Below are 22988 nucleotides of genomic sequence, written 5' to 3' on the forward strand. Positions count from 1 at the left end.
ATCCTGCAAAGTCGAATTCTTCAACTCGCCGGATCTCCCAATCGTCCCAATGAGATCGGGATTCTTCACGGACGACTCAATAATTTAGATCGCATCTTTCGCCGCCTTGAGGCCCTAGCAGTAGCGCCGGAATTCCGAACTGCAGTTGTGTGGAGTGGCACACCGGCGAGGCGTTTACGTAAGTGGCTGAGGTAAGCCAGCTTATCGTGGTTGATGAAAAAGACAAACGTCTCGATCCCCAACATCTCGTCGATGAGATCGTCAACACAGTGTGATGAGACCACTCACCGCTGTCTCAGCTTGGGAGCGAACTCAGAATCGCCTTGCCGGCAAGCGCGACTCTGCATTCAGCCTGACCAGTTTTTGCTCTCTAATTGTCAGGATTGGACATAGACTGTTTTCAAGCTCGTATAGAATTCGCGCGCGTGCTTGCCCTGCTCCCGTGGCCCATAGGAGGAGGCTTTCCGGCCACCAAAGGGCACATGGTAGTCAACCCCTGCAGTGGGAACGTTGACCATCACCATGCCGGCTTGGGATCGGCGCTTGAAATCCGAAGCAAGCTTGAGCGACGTTGTGCTAATGCCAGACGCGAGACCGAACTCAGTGTCGTTGGCAACGGCAACGGCCTCCTCGTAGTTCTTCACTCGGATCACCGACGCGACCGGGCCGAAGATCTCCTCACGATTTATACGCATCTCGTTCGTGGAATCGACGAACAGAGCCGGCTTGAGGAAATAACCCTCGGTCTCAGCCTTGATCAGTTCGCCGCCAAAGGCGAGCCTGGCGCCTTCGGCCCGCCCAATGTCGATGTACTTGAGGTCTTGCTCAAGTTGCGACTGGCTGGCCACCGGCCCGACGTCCGTTCCTGGGTTCAATGAGTTGTCGACCTTCAGACGTCCCATCGCCTCGACCAAGTGCTCCACGAACTTGTCATGAATGGCGTCATCCACGATCAGGCGGCTGGACGCAGTACAGCGTTGTCCCGTAGAAAAGTAAGAGCCGTTGAGGGCAACGTTGACGGCGACGTCTAAGTCAGCGTCAGCGGCGACGATCAGCGGGTTCTTGCCGCCCAGTTCAAGCTGGACTTTCTTGCCGCGCTCCATACACTCAACACCAATACGCCTACCTGTCGGGACGGAACCCGTAAAGCTGACCGCGCGTACACGCGGTGACCTGACGATCACTTCACCGACGATCGAGCCCTTACCCATTACGAGGTTAAAGACACCGGACGGGATGCCTGCACGATGAAGCACGTCGGCGATAATCCATGCGCAGCCTGGTACAAGGTCCGCGGGCTTGAACACCACAGTATTACCATAGGCCAAGGCCGGCGCGATTTTCCATGCGGGGATGGCAATTGGAAAGTTCCAGGGCGTAATGATCCCGATAACTCCCTCGGGCTCACGGATAATTTCGACCTCAATGCCGGCGCGAATGGAGTCGAGGCGCTCGCCCTCGAGGCGTAACGCTTCGCCAGCGAAGTAGCGGAAGATGCGGCCGGCGCGGGAAGCCTCAGCGATTGCTTCAGGTAACGTCTTCCCTTCCTCGCGTGCCAAGATCCGCCCGATCTCCTCCTGCCGAGCTAGGATCTCTGTGCCCACCCTATCCAGGATGTCCGAGCGGAACTCTGGCGTGGCGCGTGACCAACCTGGGAAGGCCGCCGCCGCCGCCTCAATCGCGCGGTCGACGTCCTGGGCATCGGCTGAAGCATACTCGCCAATCAGGTCGGAGATGTCGCTCGGACTGGTGTTACGGCTTGCGAAACTCCCCGCAGTCCACTCTCCAGCAATAAGATTGCGATTTAACATGTCATTCCTCGAATTCTGGCCAGGTCGCGAAGTGACAAAAAGGGGGTGCCTTAAATGCCACAGAGCGGGGTTCGACGGCTTTGTTATCTCTGCGCGTTAGACACCGAGTAGTGGCGAGATGAGTTTGAAGTTAAGTAAGGGAGAGACCGAGTAGGATCGTTCTGGAACCGAACGAATTGAGAGCAGCCATATGGGCATTGAACTTCACACCGAAGATCAATCTGAAGTCCTGGATGACAGCAACAGAAGACATGGTCATGCGTCCTGTGTCCCCCCGATTTGTCGAATGGTTGACCTAGCACCGTCGGTCAACCTGCGGATTGCCTTGACAGCACTGTGTGGCGTGGTGATCACCGTTACTGACCCGATGCGTCGTTCGATGGCGGCCTTCGCGCGTGCAAGCGAGAATTGGCCAAGAATAACAACGTCGACAGTAGCGGCGTGCTGCTCGATAGTCGCCGCGGCGAGCGTGTCGTGGCGATCTCCGTCGCCAGCCTTCAATGCCGCAAGCGCACCTTCGATCATTATCGTCTCAATCTGAATGGTCTTGCCAACAGCGCGCGCCATCGCGCGCAACTCAGCTTCCAGCGACTCGCGCGACGGTCCGAATGTGACCGCGATCAGGAAGCGTGATCCGAGGTCCAGCGCCTCCGAAAATGCCGCTTCGTTCGGGCGCAGAACGGGAATGGCGGTGTTGGTCTTGACCGCGTCGATGGCTGGACCGAAGGCAGAGCATGTGAACAGGATTGCCGCGGTCCGGCCGCCACGCCCGTACGACGACGCCGCGTAGTCGGCAAGCATCCGGAAGCGGCCGATCATCGCATTGTCGAGCGCTCCAGCTTCTGCGCGGTCGACAGCGAGCGACGTGTCCAGAAGGTCGAAGCAGTATGCTTCGGGCCACATTTGGGCGAAGGCTGCGCGCGCTGGGGCGACGGACTCTTCCAATGCATGAATCATGGCAACCCGGGACGCGATCACGACCTACCTCCGGCCCGGGCAGCCAATGCCCGCATCAAGCCCGCGTCACGCGAGGCTTCGAGTTCCGAGACGGACTGGCCCGCTGCTTCCTCCATGACACCATCGACGATACGACGACACAGTTCGGGGGTAAGCTTCGGATTTCCAAGAGTTGACCAGCGTCGCTCCTGGCTGGGCCCCAGATGCTTCAGATAATGCTCAATCCCTCCCGCGCCGCCGCCAAGATGGTAGGCCATATGAGCGCCGACCACGGACCAGCGGAGGCCCGGTCCGTGGACGAGGGCTGTATCTACCGCGCTCACGTCCGCGATCCCTTGGTCAACGATGTTCACTGCTTCGCGCCAAAGCGCTGATGCGAGTCTGTTAGCGATATGGCCGACGGCATCCTGGGACAGTACAACGGCTTTCCGCTCCAACCCGTTGTAGAAGCCTTCAGCCCTCAATCGCGTGGAAGCGTCGGGCGCGTAAAGTTCCACAAGCGGCATCAGGTGCGGTGGGTTAAAAGGGTGCGCAGTGACGAAACGGTCGCGATGCGAAAAATGTGTTGACAGTTCCGACCACGTCAGCGACGAGGTGCTGCTGGCAATCACTGTTTCAGGTTTGGCGGCAGCCTCGATCCGGCTGTACAGATCGATCTTAAGCGGCACGGACTCCGGCGCATTTTCCTGAATCCAGAATGCGCAGCCAACGGCCTCTTCGAGGCTACTCGCGGCTGTAATCGTGCCTTCTGCGTTCGAGCCGCCATGCAAGGCACGCACTTGTTCGCGCGCCTTGTCGACGGCAGCCTGAAACTCAGGGACCCAGTTTGGGGCCGGATCCCAAGCCTTCACGTCATAGCCGTAGCAGGCAAAAAGCGCGGACCAGCTCTGGCCGATCAGGCCGCAGCCAATTACGGCGACCACATTGTTGTTCATTGGTGGCTCTTTGATGGGTTTTCTTCCGTTCATCGCGCAACTCAGCTGTAAAAAACAGTCGAGGGTTGACGAAGGTATACGGCCTGCTTAGCGCATGAGGCTGGGCAAGCCTGTCGCAATCGGGGGAATAAACATGATCAGGGCTACGACGATTATCTGAACCACCACGTACGGCACGACTGACTTCACTACACTGCCAAATGTAGTTCCTGCAGGGGCGGACCCCATCATCACGAACAGAAGCAAGCCGAATGGAGGGGTCAACATTCCCAATTCGATTACGATGAGTTGCATCATACCAAACCATATCATATCGAAACCGAGGGTGTTGGCTATCGGTAGATAGATCGGCAAAGTCAGCATCATCATCGAAATTTGGTCCATAAACATGCCCAGTATCAATAGGACCAACAACATCATAATGAGGATCGTGAACGGCGCGAGATCAAACGACATTGCGAAGCTCACCATCTGGCTGCTTGCTCCCGAGAATGCCATAACCTGGGCGAAGGTGGTCGAACTCAGGAGGATCAGAAGTAGCATCGACGTGGACCGCATGGCACCCATGAGCGACTTCACCACGACGTTAATCGTTAGTCGGCGATACACGGCGGCCAACCCGATTACCGACAGCGCGCCGAAGGCCGAGGCCTCTGTAGGAGTGGCTACTCCCAGCAATATGAGACCGATTACTGCAAATATCACTACTCCCATCGGAAGAACGTTTTGCGCTGCAAACCAGAGACGCGAAGCGAGTGGTTCACGAGCTTCGGCGTAGGCGGGAGCAGCCTCTGGATCGAACCACATTTGAAGAATGATCACGACGCAGTAGAGCACAGCCATCAGCAGACCAGGCCCTACACCTGCGATCAGAAGACTGCCGATGTCGATATTTGATAGGCTTCCATATAGTACGGTAAGACCAGAGGGCGGAATGAGCACAGCCAAGGCGCCCGCGCCCATGATAGGACCCATAATCATTTTGGGCTTGTATTGACGGGCGACCATGTTTGGAACGAGCAAGGAACCCATCATTGCAGTGTTCGCTAAACTCGATCCTGAAAGAGCTGCGAACAAAGTGCCCCCGCCGACTGTGAGAAACGAAAGGCGACCCGGAATGCGTCCAAGAAGCTTGTCTAGAGCGTCGAAAACACGGGGTGCAAGGCCAGTCCTGAAGAAAAGCTCGCCCATCAACATGAACATCGGAACGGGAACGAGGGAGAAGATCGATATCGATGACGAGGCGTTCGAAACAACCTGTTGGACACCCGCCAGTCCGCCCATGAGAAGGAACGCGGCTCCAAAATTGACCAGGAGAAACGCAAACGCGACTGGGACGCCAATTGCCCCCAAGGCAATCACGGATCCGATCAAGGCTATGAAAGTGTAGAGCCAGTCCATGGTCTTTAAATCCAAGTTAGGAAGCAGCGGCCAAATCGGCAGAGGACATCACACGTCCGCAGCGGCGCCGAGCGCTTCGGGAGAAGCGTCGAAGAGAGAGCGAAAGAACTCCAACGACATGAGCGTGAAGGAAATCGCCATCGGACCGTAAAGGACAGACTCAGGCACTGATATTGCGCGAACGTCATCGTACCCCATGACAACGCTAACCCATGTGATACGCCAAGCCAGCAGCGCAAAAGCCGTACAGCCGGCAACGCAAAGAAGCTTCGAAACAGTCAGGAGGATTGCTTGCCAGCGAGCTGGAAGTATACGTAGGAATGCGTCAACTACGACGTGGCCGCGATGTTGCAGCACGTATGGTGCGCCAAACATAACTGCTATATGCAAAGCGTACTCGGTAACCGGAACTGGCCATGGCGGAGGTGAACTTACCGAGTAGCGCATTACGACGTCAAAGATTACACTAGTGAACACGCTGAAGATTGCCAGACAGGCGAGCGCCGCACATGCGTTCACCACCCAATCAAAGGCGCGCCATAGGGGATGAGTAGGTTTGACGGTTTCAATCATACTCGGAACTCCCGGGTGGAAGGGCGATGAACCATCGTTGATCGCCGCAAAGGCATTACGTAAGCTTTAGCAGACGCGCGGCGTTTCCGCCCATGAAAGCATCATGCTCCTCTGGCGATATGCTTAGCCCAATCCTGCGTGCCGTCTCTGGAAGCCTGTTAAACATATCGGTTACCTTGGGTAGGAAACCGGGCTCCCTGATGCGCTTGCCGGAAACATGGTCAGTTCCAAACATGACCCGTTCGATCCCGATTTGATCCCTCGCGCGCGTTACCATCTGAGCGGTGTTGAGTTCAGCCGTGTCATTGGAGTCATCCCATAGCCAGACTGACATTTCCAGGATTGCGGCATTTGACGCAGTCGCGACGGCGAGCGCTTCATCAAACTCGTGAGGCGCCCCAGCGTGCGCTAGGATAAGTTTCAGAGATGGGAAGTCGCGGACGACGTTCCAAAAATGCTTCGGGCGTCCGTATTCACGGCTCAGCACCGGTAGCGGATCCCCCGTATGAAAAAGCACCGGCACATCGTGAGCCAAGCACACTTCATAGAGAGTCCTTGCCCGGGTGTCGTCAGGATAGAAGCCGCAGTTCGGGTAAAGTTTCAGGCCCTTGTAATCCCCGCTGGATAGCCACCGGTCGAGGCGCTCGGCCGCGTGGTCTCGTCGCGGATCGATCCCAGCGAAGGCTCGCAACCGCTTCGGATACCGCCGAGCACATACCAGCGCATGTTCATTGATTTCTTCAATGGACCTTTCAGCGTGGAAATCAGGTCCCCAATCGATGGGCAGGATAACCGAGAGGTCGATACCGGCCTCGTCCATATGCTCGATCAGGCGTGAACCATCGGGATCGACGAGTCCGGCCTCGATGCGATCCCGCACCATCTCCGGAGTACGCCCGGGCTCTTTGGATGCCCAATCGGCTGCGACAAAGTCCCACCACTCGTTTGGCCAGTGCCCGTAGTCAAGTACGTGGACGTGGGGATCGATGATCATGGACAACCTCATCTCACATTCAATTTGATCGTGGCTGTTTCAGCCGGTTTCGGGTTGCGGTTATCTTATGAGGCCGGATTGCTCGGACCGACTGCTGTTTTGCTAATTCAACTTACGTGGATTCAAAACGATCATCCGTCCAAGCACGGAATGGCCGATGAGGAGCAAAGTTCAGTATGCACAACTCTGGCGCTCACCGACCGGTCTGGCTCATCATCTTGCCTTTGAGCCGCAGTCGATCCTGATCACCGCCTAGGACACTGTTCGGAAGAAGGGGATGTTCTGGCCGTTCTCCGCTCGTGCAAAGGCCAGCCTAACGGGTGTTCCGATGCGTACGGAGTCTGGATCAGGGGTCTCAATCTTCGTAACGATTTTCACTCCCTCCGGTACCTCGACAACACCAACGACGTATCGTCCCCAAGAAGCGAAGGCGGGGGTCAGGTTGCGATTGACGACAGAAAAGGTCCAGACTGTCCCGGTGCCTTCAATAGCCCGATCTTCGACGGCCTCGGACCAGCAGTGACAGCAGAACGCGCGATAGTGATACTGTGGGTTGCCGCAGGCTTGACACTTCTGGACGATAAATTTGTTTTGATTGCAGGCGTCCCAAAACGGCTGTGTCTCAGGGCACAGCGTCGGGAGCAAACCTGTCCAACTTTCCTGGCTTTCTACGTTCATGATCATACTCCCAGAATGTGTGCGGCCGATCCGCGGCGCGCGAGGAATGCTGCGCCAGTGGCAGTGCAGAGCGCCACCTTGGCGTCCTTGACCTGGCGTCCCGTCGCTTCACCGCGCAATTGCCTTACTGCCTCGATGAACAGGAAAATGCCCCGACGTCCGGGGTGGTTAGACGACAACCCGCCACCATCAGTGTTGGTCGGAATACTGCCGTCCTCGAGGCGTAAGTTGCCGTCGGCAGAGAATGCCGCTCCTTCTCCCGGTCCGCAGAACCCTGCCCCCTCGAGATCAATTACAGCATTGTAAGAGAATGCGTCGTAGATTTGTGCAACATCCATGTCGGCCGACGTCGTACCCGACATCTGGTACGCTTGGTCGCAGGCCCGCTTGACCATCGCGCGGGTTTCTTCAGACCAGTCGGTCAGGCCGCCGCCATGGTGCATGATAGACTCGCCGAACCCCCGTATCCAGACCGGCTGCTTTGCCGATTCTTTGACAATGTCCTTGTCGGCTACGATGATCGCGCCTGCTCCATCACTCACAATGCAGCAATCCAGCCGATGGAGCGGGGAGGCAATGATTGGCGAGTTGATCACATCCTCGATGCTGATCAGATCGCGGCGGGCAGCATCCGGGTTGAGATTTGCATGCTGCCGAAAGGTAACGGCCACAGCTGCGAGCTGCTCGGAGGTGACGCCGTAATCATGCATGTAACGCTGGGTCAGCATGCCCATGAACGAGATTACCGTCGTCCCGTAGATCTGTTCAAACGAATCAGGAATGGGAAGCAGTTCGACTTGGCTCAGTTGATTATAGGAAACTGTCCCGACATTGATCTTACGGGAGCGAGTATTGGCGCCGTAGGCGATCAGAGCGCATTTAAATAGGCCAGCATGAATTCCGGCAATCGCACGGTTCACATAGTAGCCGAGCGAAGCCCCGCCGATATCCGTCTCCTCGATGAATTTCGGATTCAGATTGAGGTAATCCGCAGCCATGACGGAGGCACAAGTGCCAAGATAGCCTCCTTCGGACGCTGTCGCCGGCACAAACAACGCGTCGATGTGATCCTTTGATAGGCCTGCGTCGAGGATGGCGCCTCGAGAGGCCTCGCCCAACAACTGCCATTCGCTTTTATCTGGGGCATAGCGAGTGGGATGCTCATAGGCTCCCACAATCGCCGCCACATTTGACAGTTTCTGTATGCCCGTCATTGCAATTACCCCGTGGTTTACGGCTCAGGGGCATCCATCGTTTTGGAGCCCCGCGTTGTCAGAAGACTGGACCGGTTTGGCCTGCGGACAAATCATGATCTGCCAATGCAAACTTTAGGACGAGGAGATCAAACTCTCCCATCCGACCCCGTGGAGATCCGAGATGGATAAAGGTGCGACCCGGGGCGCTGGAGCTTGGCCATCCAGCTGAGCCGGAAAGAGGGCTTGGACCCTGCCCTCCTTCTCCAGGAGCAATCCCCGCCCGCTTGCGGAGGCACGGTCAACGGCCTCTTCCAGGGTGTAGACGCGGGACATGCATAGATCGGGATCATCCAGCAAGGGCGCCAGCTCTGCTGCCGACAGGCCGAGCAGAAAGCTGCCAATCTCATGGGCAAGAGCCTGCTGCGGGACCGGGTCGGACAGCCGGGTAATCCAGGCCGGACGTCCAGCCCTCTCACAGAATTTTTCCCAGAATTTTGGCTCGAGCGCACAAAAGGCGACGTGGTAGCCTGCTCCAGTCAAATAGACGCGGTTGCGTGCAAGGCTATCGCTGGAGATGGAGTGGCCTCGGCGAGGGCTGGTCCCACTTACGGCATACTCGGCCAGTTCCCTGATCTGTAGTGGATGGACGCAGTCGGCCAGCGCCAGATCTATGTGGCAACCGCCTAGTCCGCGGTTGCGTCCGTGAAGGGCGCCGAGAATTGCTGTTGCCGCAAAGAAGCTGCCCGCGAGATCCGCAGGGGGCGGATCGAACAGGACCGGCTCGCTGCTCCCATTTCGGTCGAGCACTCCAGCCTCGGCGAGGTAGTTCCCGTCATGCCCGGCTCGGTTCGTTCGATCTTGCCCGTATCCGCTTATGGAGCAATAGATGATATCGGGATTGCGTTCTCGAATAGCCGGATAGTCCAATCCCAGCTTTTTCATCACACCGGGCCTGTAACCCTCGATCATGACATCGGCTTTTGCCGCCAATTCGAGAAAGCAGGCTCTGCCATCCTCCGACTTGAGGTCGAGCAAGGCGATGAACTTGCCGGAGTTGACAGCCTCGTGGAAGGCCGGGGTGCCATCGGGAAAGCAAGCGCCGAAGCGCCTGGCTTCGTCTCCCGTAGGTGGCTCGATCTTCAGAACGCAGGCACCCATATCAGCGAGCAAGAGGCTCGCGAATGGGCCGGGGAGATACTGCGAGACATCAATGACCTTGAGGCCGCGCAGAAATGAACTGAGCTTCGACATATGCGTGTTCCTATCAAGACGCACGCGGCGCAGCAGGGGCCGACGTCAGTTCCGCTCACCCGCGGGCATCGGAACTTTCCATGTAGAGGTGGCGGATGCGGCGATCCGGAGGGGCGCGTCATATAGCTTAGTCTGCAGGAAAGCGATGCTGCGGCCACGATGGACAAAGCTAGCTTCACATCGAGCCGTTCCCTTCCGCAGCGCACGGACATACTGGATGTTTAGCTGTAGAGTCGAGCCACCTTGCCCGTAATGGTGCCGCAGGAGGTGCCCCATGGAAATATCCATCACCGTGGCGATGATGCCTCCATGTAGTGACCCCTGCGGGTTGAAAAGGAAGTCATGCACAGGAAATTCGATCACGCACCGCTCGTCAGGGTAGTCAATGTGGAGGTCGAGAAAACGTGCAAGAAAGAAGACTCCGAATTCGGGCTCGTACGATGTTATCGCCCGATCGAAGGCTGCCCTTGCCAGATCTTCATCCATAGTCTCACCCTGCGCTTTGTGCCACATTGGTTGTGCGCCCGTCTCCGACGGGCGCACAGGAATTGGTCAAATTCACGCGCCTAAAGGCCTAAAGAACCACGGCTAGATCATTCATGGCTGGTGACGAGCATATAGCCGTGGCTTTGCGGTGGAGGGCAGGCACCCTCCTGCAAGTCCACTTCTCAGAGTCTGGCCTTCACTCAAAGCCCGTAACTCGGTTCAACCGTTCGACAGCGTCAAGGTACTCTTCTGCTAGTGTTCGGACGACGTCCCGAGTTCGCCGGATTTCATGAAGCGAACCTACGATTTGGCCGACGGGATTGATCGTGACGTCTCTCGCTTTTTGGGGATACGCTTTGGCCCGAGACGTTGCCTCCGCTGCCACGAGGTCCTGTAGAGGGAGTGGAAGCGTGCCAGGAGATTCCCGCGAGTCCCATGCCTCCGTCCACTTGTTACGTAGCATGCGACAAGGCTTTCCCGTCAGGGAACGGGAGCGAACCGTATCCCTTGAACGAGCCGCTAAAAGTAACTCCTTCTGCACATCGGTTAGATCAGACTCGGTGGTCGTGAGCCAAAGCGATCCTGTCCATACACCTTCAGCCCCCATGCTGATCGCGGCTGCTATCTGTCGTCCATTTCCTATGCCTCCCGCGGCGAGTACCGGCTTTGGATGGACTAGATCTATAACCTCGGGCCAGAGCACCATCGAACCTATTTCGCCGGTGTGCCCGCCGCCCTCCGATCCCTGAGCAACAATGATGTCTACGCCCTGATCCGCGTGCTTCTTGGCTTGCAGTGCATCGCCACACAGACCTGCTACCAAACGCCCGCTGGCTTTGATTTGCTGAACGAGATCTGGTGGTGGCGCGCCGAGTGCGTTGGCAATCAGTTTCACGTTCGGATGCCGGAGAGCAATCTCCACGTGCCGTCGCGCGGTTGCTGCTGTAGAACGCAGAAGATACTCGCCTTCGTGCTTGACCCCCTCCGGAAGCTCGGGAACGCCGCTCTCCGCCAAAACCTTCTTGGCGAACTGTCGGTGTTCCTGAGGGATGCTATTGAACAGCTCCTGTCGGAGGGTTTCTGGATCTTTCTCAGCGCCGGGCACGTCGTGGGCTGGGATGACAACATCGACGCCATAGGGTCGATCCCCAACCGCTTCGTCCAGCCGGTCGAGCTCCCGGGCAAACTGTTCGGGCGTAAATCCGACCGCGCCAAGCACACCGAAGGCCCCTGCCTTGCTGGCTTCCACCACCACGTCCCGGCAGTGGCTGAAGGCAAATATCGGAAAGTCAATTCCAAGAGCTTTGCAAAGTTCAGTCTGCATGTTTTCTGGCCTCTGTCTTTTGAAGAATCTGAATGGCGAGTTCCCGCAACGCTTTCCGGCTTCTCTTCCCTGAAGCGGCGACAGGAATGTCCTCAAGAATGATGAGACGTTGGGGAACTTTGTATCGCGCGAGAGCGCCCTCGAGAAATGCAAGGAGCGTCTGCTCAGATACAATCTCGTTCTCTCGCAACACAGTAAGCGCGACAATCTGCTCGCCCTTCACCGGATCCGGTATTCCTACCACGGCAACATCTTTGACCGTAGGATGCTCAAGAAGCGCTGCTTCAATCTCCAAGGGAGAGATGTTCGCGCCGCCGCGGACAATCATGTCTGTTGAGCGACCTGCGAAGAAAAAGTATCCGTTCTCATCTTCGCGCAGAAGATCTCCAGTCCGAAGCCAGCCCTCCGGCGTCAATCGTTCCGCGGTCATGTCGGGCTCATTCAGGTACTCAGTCATGCACCCTGGGCTCTTGATGAGAGCTTGGCCGACTTCTCCTCTCCCTACCTCAACCCCGTTTGGATCAACCAGCTTGATTTGTGCCTCAGGAGCGACCCGCCGACCAAGGCTTCCTACCGGGGCATTCACATCGTGCTCCGGACTGGTAACCAAATGCGGGAAGCATTCGCTGAGTGCGTAACCTTCATAAAGTCTTTGACCGAAGTGCGCCTCGGCCGCTGCAACCATTGCCTCATTCCGGGGCTCTCCCCCAACAAACATCTTCTTCAAACTGCTCGTTTGGAACTGCTCTCGCTGCAAAACGTCAAGTAACATGCCGTACATCGACATTGATCCGGCAAATGTTGTAATTCTATGCTTTTCGATTGCAGCAAGAGCACGAACCGGATTGAAGCTCTTGTCCAGGAAAAGCGTTGCTCCGGAAGCGAGAGCAGACATGCTCATGACGGTAAGGCCCCAGGCCCAGGCGAGCGACAGGGGCACATAAACTCGATCGCCAGCCTCGAAATTCCATCCCCTCACATAGTTCTGCACACTCCATGTATCCGCCCCGTGCGATCGCAGAACGGGCTTCGGCATCGAGGTCGTTCCGGAGGTATAGAGGATTGTTAGCGGGGTCCCGCTCGGCAGGTCTTCGGACGTAACCTGCTGCTGCTCGGGAAATCCGTCGAGAAATGAGCCCACTTCAGGGCGCTCTAGTAAAGGGTCAAAGGAAACAAGCTTAGGAGAAACGTCTGACTGCTGTATCGCTTCGGTCAGGATATCGATCGTAGCAGCATCGACGAAGGCAACCTTTGGCCTGGACGACTGGAGGACATAACCCACTTCACGAGCACGGAAGGAAGCATGCACTGGTGTGAACACTACCCCAATCTGGGCACAGGCCAAGTGCAGGAATATGTGCTCCGCACGGTTAGCCGCAAAGACGATAAGGCTGTCCCCGCTGCGAAGACCCAGCTGACGCAGCCATGCGGCGGTCCGCGATGACTCCCGCATCATTTGCGCATATGTGAACTCGCGCGCATCGTCGACGATAGCAAGGCATTCCGGGTGCGTTGCAGCCGATTGAGCAAATAGTTGAAAGTAGTTCAAGTACCTCATCCCTTTGGAGGAACTTACGTTGGAAGGAACTCGCCGCTTTTCGAGGCGAGCTCCGGTGCAGCTTATGCGTCCCGTCAGGGTCCGGCAAAGCTCTTGCGAATTGCACCAAGGTCTGAAGTTAATCCCTTGGTTGATTCCACCACCTTCCAGTATTCCTCAAGCCATAAGCTCTGGAACTTCTGTCCGGCCTCAGGAGACAATTGCACAATAGTCATGCCGTTCTTGCGGTATTTGTCCGCCGCCTCTCGCTCGAGCGTTGCAATTTGCTTCTCAAGGGCAGCCTCATATTTCGGTGCCACATCCCGAAGGGCCGCCTTTTCTTCATCAGAGAGCGAATTGTACTTTTTGAGGTTCATGGAGACGATAGTGCTGCCTTTCTGCATTGGAGGCAGTACGATGTACTTCAAGAACTTGTCCCACCCAAGTGTATCTACCCCGAGGATATTAAAGCCTGTTCCATCAATAAGGCCACGCTCGAGTCCCGTATACACGTCGCCCGGCGGCATGGTGATAGGGGTGCCTCCCAAGGCCTTAAAAAGTGGCGTATAGGTGATGGCAGTTCTCAGACGGTGCCCCGTCAGGTCTGGAAGGCCGTCTTCACGAAGAGCAATCTTCCTCGATGAAAAGGTCGTCAATCCTGCAGCGCCATCCGCGAAGGCAATGAATTTCGCATTCATCTTCTCATTGAGAGGCTTATCGTAGATTTCTACTCCGCCGCGTCGACGCACTTCGTCCGCTGGCAGCAGCTTGGCAGCGAACGCCCAAGCCTCCGGAAAGCGTCCGGCATAATAGGAAGGCGGGCAAAACAGCACATCGAACAGGCCATTGGAGAGGGCCGTCCCCGATTCCGTTGCAGGGATTACCTCCGGACCGCCGATGGGTTGGATTTGGACGACGCCTCCGCCGGTTTCATTGACCATTTTAAGAAACAGCTTGTAGTCGACTTCCTGCGGCGCATTCGACGGGTAGCAGGTTAATGCTCGCAGCGTTACCTTGGCTTGCGCAGAACTGGCAATTAGCGATGCCGACAGAATGGCGCAGACTGAGAGCAAACAACTTGATTTCTTCATTTTATCCCTCTTTGCTTTTGCGGAGCGACCATTCGAGTCTGCGGTCGCTTTCCAAGTTAAACAAGTCCAGCACGCAGCAGTATGATCAAGCCGTGGCACCGGCGTCTACGAAGACTGTAGATCCTGTGACAAGTGAAGCCATGTCACTGACGCAGAAGAGTGCAGCGTTTGCAACGTCGTCGGGTTGCGCAATGCGGCCGAGTGGCAGTCCGTTGGCTACAGATACTTCGAGATTCTCTACATCGCGCCCCCCCGATTCCTTTCGCTCTGTAAGGCCGGGCGTCACGACGAGCGTAGGCGCGACGGCCAGAACGCGGATCCCACGAGGGCCCAATTCTACAGCGAGGCTTCGTGTCAATCCGAGCGCGCCGTGCTTACTTGCTACGTAATGTGCGAGCCCAGGGCGCCCCCGGCAGCTCGACACCGACGCGATATTGAGTATCACTCTTCCAGGCATTGCTTCGGAGCGGATCATGCGGCGCGCTGCCTCACGAGCGCCAAGGAACGTGCCACGAAGATTGACGTCGTTTACGAGATCCCACTCTGCAGCGTCCATGTCTACCAGATGACGAATTGGGTAAATGCCAGCGTTGTTCACCCAAATTGCGATGGGCCCAAGGGTTGCCTCGACTTGATCCGCAAAGGAGACTACTGACTTCTCGTCTCTGACATCGAGAGCCAAGCCGATCGCGTGCTCCCCTAACTCAGTTGCAAGGGTCTCAGCTGCTTGTTGCGCCGAGGCTCCGCTCAAATCACCGAGAGCGATCTTGGCTCCAGCCTGGGCTAGCCGTCGTGCAATTGCGAGCCCGATACCTTGCGCGCCGCCAGTAATAGCTGCAACTCGTCCGTCGAGACGAAGCAGTCGCTCAATGTCACTCATGGCCTGTGCCCGACTTATCAGTCACATCCCTTCTGCTAGACTCCGTGGAGCTAGAGGCCGGCCTTACATAGCTGGCCATTGTAGTTGTCTCATGGATCGTGCAAACGGAGACCAAACAGCTAAATGTTCTCATCTCATCCCTCTGGTTCGGGGAGCGCCCTCGCAGTAATCATCCTACGAGCCAGTCCCGCCTTATATTAGATTTTTCGTATCTGAGCTTAGGTAGCAGATAGTGTATTTGTCTTAGTGCGGGCGATCGCCTGGGACACGGCGAGGTGCTCACATCGTCACTATCCGGTCCTACATTCCTAAGCAGCGCTAAGTTAGGGTATTCCAATGCTAATGCTGGCTGTTTCTGGCGAAAGGCAGGTTCGACGCGAAGGAGGTAGACAGCACCTGCGCGCCGAAGCCGTGAGTGCTCCCAATTGAGTTGAGGCCGGCTGAGCAGTATCCACTGATATCCGGGGAATGAGCCGGTTCCTTCGACAGGTACGCACAAACGGGCTCGAAAAAAGCCTTTATTACGTTGCATCCTCCAACCAGCAGCCTGATCCACTTCGTATCGGGCGTCTAGGTCCGCCTTTGGAATGGTGAGGTGATGGGAAGCATCGTGAGGAAAGGGTCAAGTTAGCCGTATACATGAGCCGTGGATTTACCACGGAAGAATCAGCGCTAGCTCGCCTCCGGGCTCAAGCGGGCGATCACCGCCAAAGTCCTCTGGAACACGGTTTATCTCAGTCAAGTTGTTGAATAACTCCGCTCTAGTGGCGAGTGCCTACCCGGTAATCTCCTGGCTCATATCGCACTGCTTGGCTAAGAATACGTCAGCTTCGAAGAAGATTATTTCCGGCCAACCAAGGCCGGCTAGTGATTAAAATCTAACACTTGGTACCCACGTTTGACACCAGCTACGATGGTCCTGCACGCCTCTAGGGAGACCGTCATGGCTGACCCTTTCGATAGCCGCGCAGACACCTTGCAGCACATTCTTGAGGTCCGTGTTAATCTGGATACGTTTGTGACCGAAATGCTGAGACGCGGGCAGGTCCATGACGCCAGCAAGTTCGATGCGGCGGAAAAGCCAGCCTTCGATGAAGCCACTCCGCTCCTGCGCGGGGTTTCCTATGGCTCTCCCGCTTATGCTGAAGTCTTGGGCCGGCGTTCGACCACCACTACCGCTGCAACTCTCATCATCCCGAACACTATGGCTCGCAAGGCATCGCGGGAATGGACCTGTTTGATTTGGTCGAGATGGTTTGCGACTGGATGGCGGTAGCCAAGCGGAACCCTGAGGATGGAGTGAAGCTTGCCTACAATGTCGAACTTTTTGGCATTCAGGATCAACTCGCGGCCATCATTGCAAACACCCTTGCTCGCTGGCCCAAGCCGCGTCCCGACGAGCCAAGGTCGGACTCTTCTGTATGATTTTATCTACTAGGCACTTCCATGCGCTCTGGAATCCTCGCTCCGCCTGCCTCCGAAGTGGCGTAGTGTCGGATGCCGGAAAGATTCTGCGATGCCCGATCAGGGCGCAACCGTCGAGCCAACGAGAAGACAAGACATCAGCCAATAGCGGGCGTGGCGGCCCGACGGGTTTGCCAGAAGTGGAACCCCACGAAGGCGATTGAGCGAACGAAGCCGATCTCCTCGGTGACCGGGATCGCCGCAAAGACGCAACCGCAATCTTTGATTGATCAAGTAATCAGGTTATTCACTCCGCTACGTAACAGCTAGGCTAGGCCTTTCTTCTATGATACGGCCCACGGGCTGAGGTGCCTCGCTAGTGAGCACGGGGCCAACGACCTCACCGAGGGCCCTTTCTAGGATGTCGAGCCCCTCGCGCACCTGCTCGAACGGGATCGTCAGTGGCGTCAGGATGCGGATAATGTTCGCATCGACACCACAGGAGAGAAGGATTAGGCCCCTCTCCTGCGCCTTCGCCACGAGAGCGGTTGTAAGCGCAGCATCCGGCTCTCGCGTGTGGCGATCCTTTACGAGTTCGACCGCAATCATCGCGCCAAGGTTGCGCACATCGCCAATGCAGGAGAACTCGTTGCGCTGCGCAAGACTGTCCAGCCGTTCGCGGAAGAGATTGCCAAGCGCGATCGCGCGGTCGCACAGGTTCTCCGACTCGATCACGTTGAGGACCGCATGGGCAGCTGCGACGCCGATCGGCGAGCCGCCGTAGGTGCTTCCGAGCCCGCCTGGCCCGGCGGCATCCATCACGTCCGCCCGTCCTGTCACGGCTGCGAGCGGAAAGCCGCCGCCCAGCCCCTTCGCCATGGTGATGAGGTCCGGCACGACGTCCGCATGCTCGATCGCAAACATTTTGCCGGTGCGGGCGATGCCGGTCTGGATTTCATCCGCGATCAGCAGGATGCCGTGCTGGTCGCAGATGGCGCGCAGGCCGCGTAGGAACTCCGGAGGCGCGATGTAGAAGCCCCCCTCTCCCTGCACCGGTTCGACGATAAGAGCGGCCACGCGCGTTGGATCCACATCGGACAGGAAGAGGTCCCTCACTCCGGACAAGGCTCGCTCGACGTCAATGCCATGATAGGTCTTCGGATAGGGCGCATGGTACACGTCGGCGGGGAACGGCCCGAACCCCTTCTTATAGGGGGTGACCTTGCCGGTAAGGGCCATGCCCATCATCGTGCGGCCGTGGAAGCCGCCGCTGAAGGCAACGACAGCCGGTCGTCCGGTGGCGCTGCGCGCAATTTTAACCGCGTTCTCCACAGCCTCAGCGCCGGTGGTGACAAGCATCGTCTTCTTGTCGAAGCTGCCCGGTGCCATCCGGTTCAGTCGCTCGGCGAGACCAATGTAGCTCTCGTACGGTGCAACGTGGAAGCACGTATGAGTGAAGGCCTCCGTCTGGGACCGCACCGCAGCGACCACTTTGGGATGGCGGTGTCCAGTGTTCAGCACGGCGATGCCGGCCGCGAAGTCGATGTAGCGCTTGTCGTTCACATCCCAAAGCTCGGCATTCTCGGCCCTCGCGACATAAATATCTTTGGTCGCGACCCCGCGGGGCACTGCGCCTTTATGGCGGGCTACGAGGGTGGATATGGCGCTCATCAGGAGGCTCCCGGGATTCACTGAGTAGACTGTCGTCATTGAACAATCGCAGCTTCCCCCAAAATCAGGACTACTTCATTTCGAAGAATAGAAAGTTCATTTCAGTAAAGCGCAAACGCAACCGGTCGCCTGGAATGCCTATACTAATCCGCTTACCCGAATAGGGATACCGACGTGCTGCCCTCCGATCGTGAAATCGTCGATTCTGCGTATGACGAAACGACATTGGCAATCGTGACTGCCATTCGAGACCTATGTCAGGATTTTGATGACCCCTATTGGTCGAAATGCGACGAGGAGAAACGATATCCGTCGGAGTTCGTAAGCGCGTTAGCGTCGGGAGGTTGGCTGGGTTTAACGATAAGTAGCCAGTACGGCGGGTCCGAGCTCGGCCACACCCAGGCCGCAGCGGTGCTCCATGAGGTCGCCGCCTCCGGAGCCGGGATCAATGGCTGCATTCCTCTGCACATGCCGATGTTCGCAACGGCATCATTGGTGACATACGGCTCTGACGAATTGAAGCGCCGATTCCTCCCCGAGATCTGCTCGGGTGAACGTACGATTTGCTTTGCTGTAACCGAACCGGATGCGGGCAGCGACACCTCAAAAATCACGACGCGAGCTGTCCCCAACAAAGATGGATGGAGCCTTTCCGGTCAGAAGATTTGGATTACGCAGTCACTACAGGCGCAATCCTGCATTCTGCTGGCCCGAACTGGTCCAGCAAAGTCAGGTCGTTTTGATGGACTTTCCCTATTTTTCGCCGACTTGGATGACCGCTTCGTTGAAAAACGTCCGATTTCAAAGATGCCGCACAATGCGCTGGCCAGTTGCGAGCTTTTTTTCAGTGATCTGCCAGTTACACGAGATCGACTCATCGGCGAAGAAGGCCGAGGCTTCTATCACGTGCTAAAATCGCTCAACAGTGAGCGCACCCTTATGGCAGCGGAAATCGTGGGGCTCGGCCGCGCGGCTCTGAAGCGGGGAGTGGAATACGCGCAAGCGCGCCAAGTGTTTAGCCGCCCTATAGGTGCAAATCAGGCTATAAGCCATCCTCTTGCGCGAGCCGGTGCGATGCTTTCAGCCTCCTGGCTTTGCGTCATGGATGCTACCCGCCGAATCGATCAAGGAAAGGACGCGGGCGCGGCGTCAAACATGGCGAAGTACCTTTCTGCGGAGGCCTGTTATGCAGCAGCTGACGCAGCGCTGCAGGCGCACGGTGGCATGGGTTTCGCCAGAGAATACCACGTCGAAAGGTATTTTCGAGAGGCGCGGCTTCTGCGTACTGCACCAGTCAGTCAGGAAATGACACTGAATTATCTTGCACAGACTGTGCTCGGTCTCCCCCGTTCGTACTGAACCAAGCATTTGGAGTTCCAATGAAGGACCAGTCAAAGATTGCGCTCGTTACCGGTGGAACTCGAGGTATTGGTCGGAGCATTGTCCAGTGCCTGGTCAAGCGGGGCTGGAACGTGGCCTTCACGGGCCAGAATGCTGACACAGTCGAGCAAGCTGAGCGTTCTCTCGTCGAAAACGGCGGGCGTGTGATCGGCCTCCGCCAGAATGTTGAAGATCAGCATAGTTGGCCTGGTGTAGTTGAGGAGGTCGAATCTCGTTTGGGTCCAATCAACGCGTTCATCTGTAATGCAGGGATATCGCCCAAGCGAAACGGCCGGCCGGTCGCCTTCGTAGACGCGGATGATGAACTCTGGCAGCAGACCTTTGCCGTCAACGTGTTTGGCGTCGCCTATGGAATGCGCGCCGTGGTGCCGGGCATGATTCGGAGAGGAGGCGGCTCAATCGTCATTATTTCGTCAGTGGCGGGATTAAGGCATATCCCTGACGTCTCAACTTTCTATTCTGCGAGCAAAGCCGCCGTTCTTGGACTTATGCGCCAGGCAGCGGGCGAGCTGGGGCCTAACGGGGTCCGTGTCAACGCTGTCGCTCCCGGGCGCACCAGAACCGACAGTTTGAAAGCTCTGGACGATCGAAATCGAGATAAGACACTTGAGCAGATTGCACTCCGTCGCGATGGCGAGCCGGAGGAAGTTGCAGAGGCAGTCGCGTTCCTTTGTAGTCCGAATTCATCTTATGTGACTGGTCACTGTTTGCAGGTGTCCGGGGGATGGAATATCTCCTGACACCCGGCAGCACTGCCTCGTGCCACGATCGTCGTACGCAGACCATCGATCTTCGCCCATCATTCAGCGGATGCTGAACAGTCAAACACAGAAGGGTCCGAGGGTGGTTCCACGCTACTCGCCAAGTCTGAGCTTCTTGCTGATCCTTCTGTGTTCAACAGTCTTCTCAACGAACATCATCGCGGCGCGTCTATCGGGTCAGCTCTACGACCCCTTCCTGATGACGCTGTGCAGATGGGCCTTTGTCGGGCTTGGCCTGTCGCCATTTGTCCTTTTCGCCAGCAGCAAGCGCCTAAGTCTATCGGCAGCTGACCTGTACAATATTGCTCTATATGCCGTGTTCGGCCTACTGCTTCCTAGCGTCCTTACCTTTCTTGCTGGCCTAACCACCACAGCGCTAAACCTCACGATCATATATTCGTCAACACCGGCGGTGATCTACATAATGGCAGCGATCACAGGTGCCGAAAGGATCAAGCTGTGGCAGCTAGTCGGCTTGCTAATTTCGACGTTGGGCGTCATAACTGCGCTCGGTTATAGTAGGGGCATAATTCCGGAATTTGCTATCCGCGAAGGTGATGTCTTTGCTGTGACGGCGGTGTTTAACTGGGCTTTCTATTCTGTGTATATCGCAGGAAAGCGGCCAACCCTCGCTTTATCCACGCGACTTTGGCTTGCGTCGTGGGTCTGCACGGCGGTTCTGTTCTGCTACGTGCTGGCTACAGGACGACTTGGCGGCCTGAGCAACCTTACAGCTGGCTTCTTTTCCCTGACAGCGTTCGTTGCTTTGGTGCCAAGTGTCCTGGGCTATATGCTCCATGCTCACCTGACGCGCGCTGTCGGAGTGGTGCGGGTGGGGCTAATGTCATATCTCGTTCCTGTGGCTGCCGGAATTCAGGCGATGCTGTTACTCTCAGAGCCGCTCTATCCCGCCCAGCTTGCAGCTGCTGGGATGATTCTGCTCGGCGTTTGGATTTCGGGCCGCTGAGAGTTGAGTCAATTCTATTGGGGCTTGCGGCGGAACAGATTGCTTACCACAACCGATAGAACGGAGCGTCCGCTCTCGTCGGACGTATTGACGTTCCAGTTGACCACCCCAAGGCCTGGCTTGCTCATCGAAGCGCGCAGGCTCTCGACGGCCAGCTGAACCGACAAAACGTTTCCTGGATATACGGGTGCTTTGAAACGTAGTCGGTCGAAACCGAGGCCGGCGACTGCGTTGCCAGTGAATATTCCGGCATCAACGCATAATCTCATCGTTATGGCATAGGTATGGACCCCACTTCCAATAAGCTGACCGAAGAAGCTGTCCTTCGCAGCTCGCTCGTCCAGGTGAAATGGCTGGGGATCCCAGTCGCGCGCGAAGCTTACAATATCGTCTGTGGTGACCGGCCAGGATCCGGTCATCATAGAATAGCCGACGTAAAGATCCTCGAAGAACGGCGACGCTGCCGTTTCGAACCCAGTCGCGGGTCCGGAAGTCGTCGGGAGCAATGGATCACTCATAAAGACCCGCTTCCAATATTTTGTTCAGACGTTCTGCTGCCTCGAGATACTCCTCGACCAAGGTTGCGACTACGTCTCGGGTTCGCATACTACCGTTCATATGGCCTACAATTTGCCCAACTGGGTTGATCGTAACCTCACGGGCTTTCTGAGGGTACGCCTTTGCACGTGTCGAGCATTCGGCGGAAATCATGTCCTGCAGCGGCAACGGCAACGTCTTCGGTGCATCGGGCCCTTCCCACGCTTCCGTCCATCGATTTCGAAGCATCCGTGAAGGCTTCCCAGTTTGCGAGCGAGAGCGGACAGTGTCCGACGACTTAGCGTTTATGAGGAGTTCCTTCGCGGCCTCAGTGAGGTCGGACTCGGTCGTCGTTAGCCAAATGGAGCCGCACCATACACCCTGTGCCCCCAGGACCAGAGCAGCGGCAATCTGGGCACCGGTTCCAACGCCGCCAGCTGCTAGGACCGGGATGGGCTTAACTGCTTCGACAACTTCCGGCCAGAGCACCACGGACCCGATTTCGCCCGTATGCCCTCCCCCTTCGGTACCTTGCGCCACGATAATGTCCACACCCGCCGCGGCATGTCTTCGCGCGTGCTCGGGTTTCCCAGACAGACCAGCGACGAGCCGTCCACTGGCTTTGATCTGCTGAATGAGATCAGCCGGCGGGGCGCCGAGCGCGTTGGCGATCAGCTTCACGTTTGGGTGCTGGAGGGCGATCTCGACGTGCCGCCGCGCGGTCGCCGCCGTCGAGCGCAGCAGGTACTCGCCCTCATGCTTAACTCCCGGCGGAAGTTCCGGAACGCCGCTTTCCGCCAGGACCTTCTTGGCAAATTCCCTATGCTCCTGGGGGATGCTATCGAACAGCTCCTGGCGAAGAGTCTCAGGATCCTTCTCAGCGCCGGGTATGTCGTTGGCTGGGATGACAACGTCGACGCCATAGGGGCGATCCCCAACCGCTTCGTCCAGCCGGTCTAACTCCCGAGCAAACTGTTCGGGCGTAAATCCGACAGCGCCAAGCACGCCGAACGCGCCCGCCTTGCTGGCCTCCACCACAACATCCCGGCAGTGGCTGAAGGCGAAAATCGGGAACTCGATTCCAAGTTGCTTACAGATTTCTGTTCTCATGTCTTCCTTCCACCTCTGGTACC

General features: G+C 57.0%; 20 protein-coding genes and 1 pseudogene. 4 read left to right on the top strand and 17 right to left on the bottom strand.

What is annotated here, in order from left to right; genetic code table 11:
• Positions 1-377: 377 nt before the first annotated feature.
• The 14 genes from JKL46_RS19955 to JKL46_RS36895 form a co-directional block, all read right to left on the bottom strand.
• The gene (locus tag JKL46_RS19955) at positions 378-1811 is read right to left on the bottom strand and encodes an aldehyde dehydrogenase family protein (protein ID WP_201836409.1); all 1434 of its coding nucleotides are present in this window, start codon (positions 1809-1811) and stop codon (positions 378-380) included.
• Between the two features lie 255 nt (positions 1812-2066).
• The gene (locus tag JKL46_RS19960) at positions 2067-2789 is read right to left on the bottom strand and encodes an aspartate/glutamate racemase family protein (RefSeq protein WP_201836411.1); all 723 of its coding nucleotides are present in this window, start codon (positions 2787-2789) and stop codon (positions 2067-2069) included.
• On the bottom strand, positions 2786-3703 hold the full coding sequence (locus JKL46_RS19965) for a 3-hydroxyacyl-CoA dehydrogenase NAD-binding domain-containing protein (protein WP_201836414.1): 918 nt from the start codon (positions 3701-3703) through the stop codon (positions 2786-2788). Before JKL46_RS19965 ends, JKL46_RS19960 begins: the two co-directional genes overlap by 4 nt.
• A gap of 87 nt (positions 3704-3790) precedes the next feature.
• Positions 3791-5104, bottom strand: coding sequence for a TRAP transporter large permease (locus JKL46_RS19970; protein WP_201836417.1), 1314 nt, complete (start codon positions 5102-5104; stop codon positions 3791-3793).
• A 48-nt stretch (positions 5105-5152) separates the two neighbouring features.
• Positions 5153-5677, bottom strand: a complete 525-nt coding sequence (locus JKL46_RS19975; RefSeq protein ID WP_201836420.1) for a TRAP transporter small permease — start codon at positions 5675-5677, stop codon at positions 5153-5155.
• Positions 5678-5732: 55 nt separating this feature from the next.
• Positions 5733-6671, bottom strand: coding sequence for an amidohydrolase family protein (locus JKL46_RS19980; RefSeq protein ID WP_201836424.1), 939 nt, complete (start codon positions 6669-6671; stop codon positions 5733-5735).
• Positions 6672-6923: 252 nt separating this feature from the next.
• Positions 6924-7349, bottom strand: coding sequence for a Zn-ribbon domain-containing OB-fold protein (locus JKL46_RS19985; protein WP_201836438.1), 426 nt, complete (start codon positions 7347-7349; stop codon positions 6924-6926).
• A 2-nt stretch (positions 7350-7351) separates the two neighbouring features.
• Complete coding sequence (locus JKL46_RS19990) at positions 7352-8563, bottom strand: thiolase C-terminal domain-containing protein (protein ID WP_201836441.1); 1212 nt, start codon at positions 8561-8563, stop codon at positions 7352-7354.
• A gap of 114 nt (positions 8564-8677) precedes the next feature.
• Positions 8678-9796, bottom strand: coding sequence for a CaiB/BaiF CoA transferase family protein (locus JKL46_RS19995; RefSeq protein WP_201836443.1), 1119 nt, complete (start codon positions 9794-9796; stop codon positions 8678-8680).
• A 45-nt stretch (positions 9797-9841) separates the two neighbouring features.
• Positions 9842-10282 (bottom strand): PaaI family thioesterase, encoded by a 441-nt coding sequence (locus JKL46_RS20000; RefSeq protein WP_201836446.1) that lies wholly within the window; start codon positions 10280-10282, stop codon positions 9842-9844.
• Between the two features lie 196 nt (positions 10283-10478).
• A complete protein-coding gene (locus tag JKL46_RS20005; protein WP_201836449.1) occupies positions 10479-11606 on the bottom strand; it encodes an NAD(P)H-dependent flavin oxidoreductase in 1128 nt (375 codons plus the stop codon).
• Complete coding sequence (locus JKL46_RS20010) at positions 11596-13155, bottom strand: class I adenylate-forming enzyme family protein (protein ID WP_201836452.1); 1560 nt, start codon at positions 13153-13155, stop codon at positions 11596-11598. Before JKL46_RS20010 ends, JKL46_RS20005 begins: the two co-directional genes overlap by 11 nt.
• Positions 13156-13238: 83 nt before the next feature.
• Complete coding sequence (gene dctP, locus JKL46_RS20015; RefSeq protein ID WP_201836467.1) at positions 13239-14234, bottom strand: TRAP transporter substrate-binding protein DctP; 996 nt, start codon at positions 14232-14234, stop codon at positions 13239-13241.
• Between the two features lie 85 nt (positions 14235-14319).
• Positions 14320-15114 carry an SDR family NAD(P)-dependent oxidoreductase gene (locus tag JKL46_RS36895; RefSeq protein ID WP_201836470.1) on the bottom strand — a complete coding sequence of 265 codons (795 nt, stop codon included), beginning with the start codon at positions 15112-15114 and terminating at the stop codon, positions 14320-14322.
• Positions 15115-16057: 943 nt separating this feature from the next.
• Between JKL46_RS36895 and JKL46_RS20025 the strand changes: the two are divergent.
• A pseudogene (locus tag JKL46_RS20025) lies at positions 16058-16539 on the top strand (DUF5662 family protein).
• 294 nt (positions 16540-16833) lie between these two features.
• Here JKL46_RS20025 and gabT read toward each other — a convergent pair.
• A complete protein-coding gene (gene gabT, locus JKL46_RS20030) occupies positions 16834-18189 on the bottom strand; it encodes a 4-aminobutyrate--2-oxoglutarate transaminase (RefSeq protein WP_201836475.1) in 1356 nt (451 codons plus the stop codon).
• A gap of 174 nt (positions 18190-18363) precedes the next feature.
• Between gabT and JKL46_RS20035 the strand changes: the two genes are divergently transcribed.
• From JKL46_RS20035 to JKL46_RS20045, 3 genes are all read left to right on the top strand, one after another.
• Positions 18364-19548: an acyl-CoA dehydrogenase family protein gene (locus JKL46_RS20035; RefSeq protein ID WP_201836478.1), complete on the top strand. Its 1185-nt coding sequence runs from the start codon at positions 18364-18366 to the stop codon at positions 19546-19548.
• Positions 19549-19568: 20 nt separating this feature from the next.
• Positions 19569-20330 carry an SDR family NAD(P)-dependent oxidoreductase gene (locus tag JKL46_RS20040; RefSeq protein ID WP_201836481.1) on the top strand — a complete coding sequence of 254 codons (762 nt, stop codon included), beginning with the start codon at positions 19569-19571 and terminating at the stop codon, positions 20328-20330.
• Positions 20331-20466: 136 nt separating this feature from the next.
• Positions 20467-21318: a DMT family transporter gene (locus JKL46_RS20045; protein WP_201836483.1), complete on the top strand. Its 852-nt coding sequence runs from the start codon at positions 20467-20469 to the stop codon at positions 21316-21318.
• 14 nt (positions 21319-21332) lie between these two features.
• Here JKL46_RS20045 and JKL46_RS20050 read toward each other — a convergent pair whose 3' ends face one another.
• Positions 21333-21836 carry a MaoC/PaaZ C-terminal domain-containing protein gene (locus tag JKL46_RS20050; RefSeq protein WP_201836486.1) on the bottom strand — a complete coding sequence of 168 codons (504 nt, stop codon included), beginning with the start codon at positions 21834-21836 and terminating at the stop codon, positions 21333-21335.
• A complete protein-coding gene (locus tag JKL46_RS20055) occupies positions 21829-22965 on the bottom strand; it encodes a nitronate monooxygenase (RefSeq protein ID WP_201836489.1) in 1137 nt (378 codons plus the stop codon). Before JKL46_RS20055 ends, JKL46_RS20050 begins: the two co-directional genes overlap by 8 nt.
• Positions 22966-22988: the final 23 nt, after the last annotated feature.

This window comes from Microvirga zambiensis WSM3693 (assembly GCF_016735695.1).
GTDB lineage: Bacteria > Pseudomonadota > Alphaproteobacteria > Rhizobiales > Beijerinckiaceae > Microvirga > Microvirga zambiensis.

Bases quoted from the DNA above. Each gene is read 5' to 3' on its own strand.
- JKL46_RS19955 (WP_201836409.1), bottom strand. From the start codon at position 1,811: ATGTTAAATCGCAATCTTATTGCTGGAGAGTGGACTGCGGGGAGTTTC.
- JKL46_RS19965 (WP_201836414.1), bottom strand. From the start codon at position 3,703: ATGAACAACAATGTGGTCGCCGTAATTGGCTGCGGCCTGATCGGCCAG.
- JKL46_RS19970 (WP_201836417.1), bottom strand. From the start codon at position 5,104: ATGGACTGGCTCTACACTTTCATAGCCTTGATCGGATCCGTGATTGCC.
- JKL46_RS19975 (WP_201836420.1), bottom strand. From the start codon at position 5,677: ATGATTGAAACCGTCAAACCTACTCATCCCCTATGGCGCGCCTTTGAT.
- JKL46_RS19980 (WP_201836424.1), bottom strand. From the start codon at position 6,671: ATGATCATCGATCCCCACGTCCACGTACTTGACTACGGGCACTGGCCA.
- JKL46_RS19985 (WP_201836438.1), bottom strand. From the start codon at position 7,349: ATGAACGTAGAAAGCCAGGAAAGTTGGACAGGTTTGCTCCCGACGCTG.
- JKL46_RS19990 (WP_201836441.1), bottom strand. From the start codon at position 8,563: ATGACGGGCATACAGAAACTGTCAAATGTGGCGGCGATTGTGGGAGCC.
- JKL46_RS19995 (WP_201836443.1), bottom strand. From the start codon at position 9,796: ATGTCGAAGCTCAGTTCATTTCTGCGCGGCCTCAAGGTCATTGATGTC.
- JKL46_RS20000 (WP_201836446.1), bottom strand. From the start codon at position 10,282: ATGGATGAAGATCTGGCAAGGGCAGCCTTCGATCGGGCGATAACATCG.
- JKL46_RS20005 (WP_201836449.1), bottom strand. From the start codon at position 11,606: ATGCAGACTGAACTTTGCAAAGCTCTTGGAATTGACTTTCCGATATTT.
- dctP (WP_201836467.1), bottom strand. From the start codon at position 14,234: ATGAAGAAATCAAGTTGTTTGCTCTCAGTCTGCGCCATTCTGTCGGCA.
- JKL46_RS36895 (WP_201836470.1), bottom strand. From the start codon at position 15,114: ATGAGTGACATTGAGCGACTGCTTCGTCTCGACGGACGAGTTGCAGCT.
- gabT (WP_201836475.1), bottom strand. From the start codon at position 18,189: ATGAGCGCCATATCCACCCTCGTAGCCCGCCATAAAGGCGCAGTGCCC.
- JKL46_RS20040 (WP_201836481.1), top strand. From the start codon at position 19,569: ATGAAGGACCAGTCAAAGATTGCGCTCGTTACCGGTGGAACTCGAGGT.
- JKL46_RS20050 (WP_201836486.1), bottom strand. From the start codon at position 21,836: ATGAGTGATCCATTGCTCCCGACGACTTCCGGACCCGCGACTGGGTTC.
- JKL46_RS20055 (WP_201836489.1), bottom strand. From the start codon at position 22,965: ATGAGAACAGAAATCTGTAAGCAACTTGGAATCGAGTTCCCGATTTTC.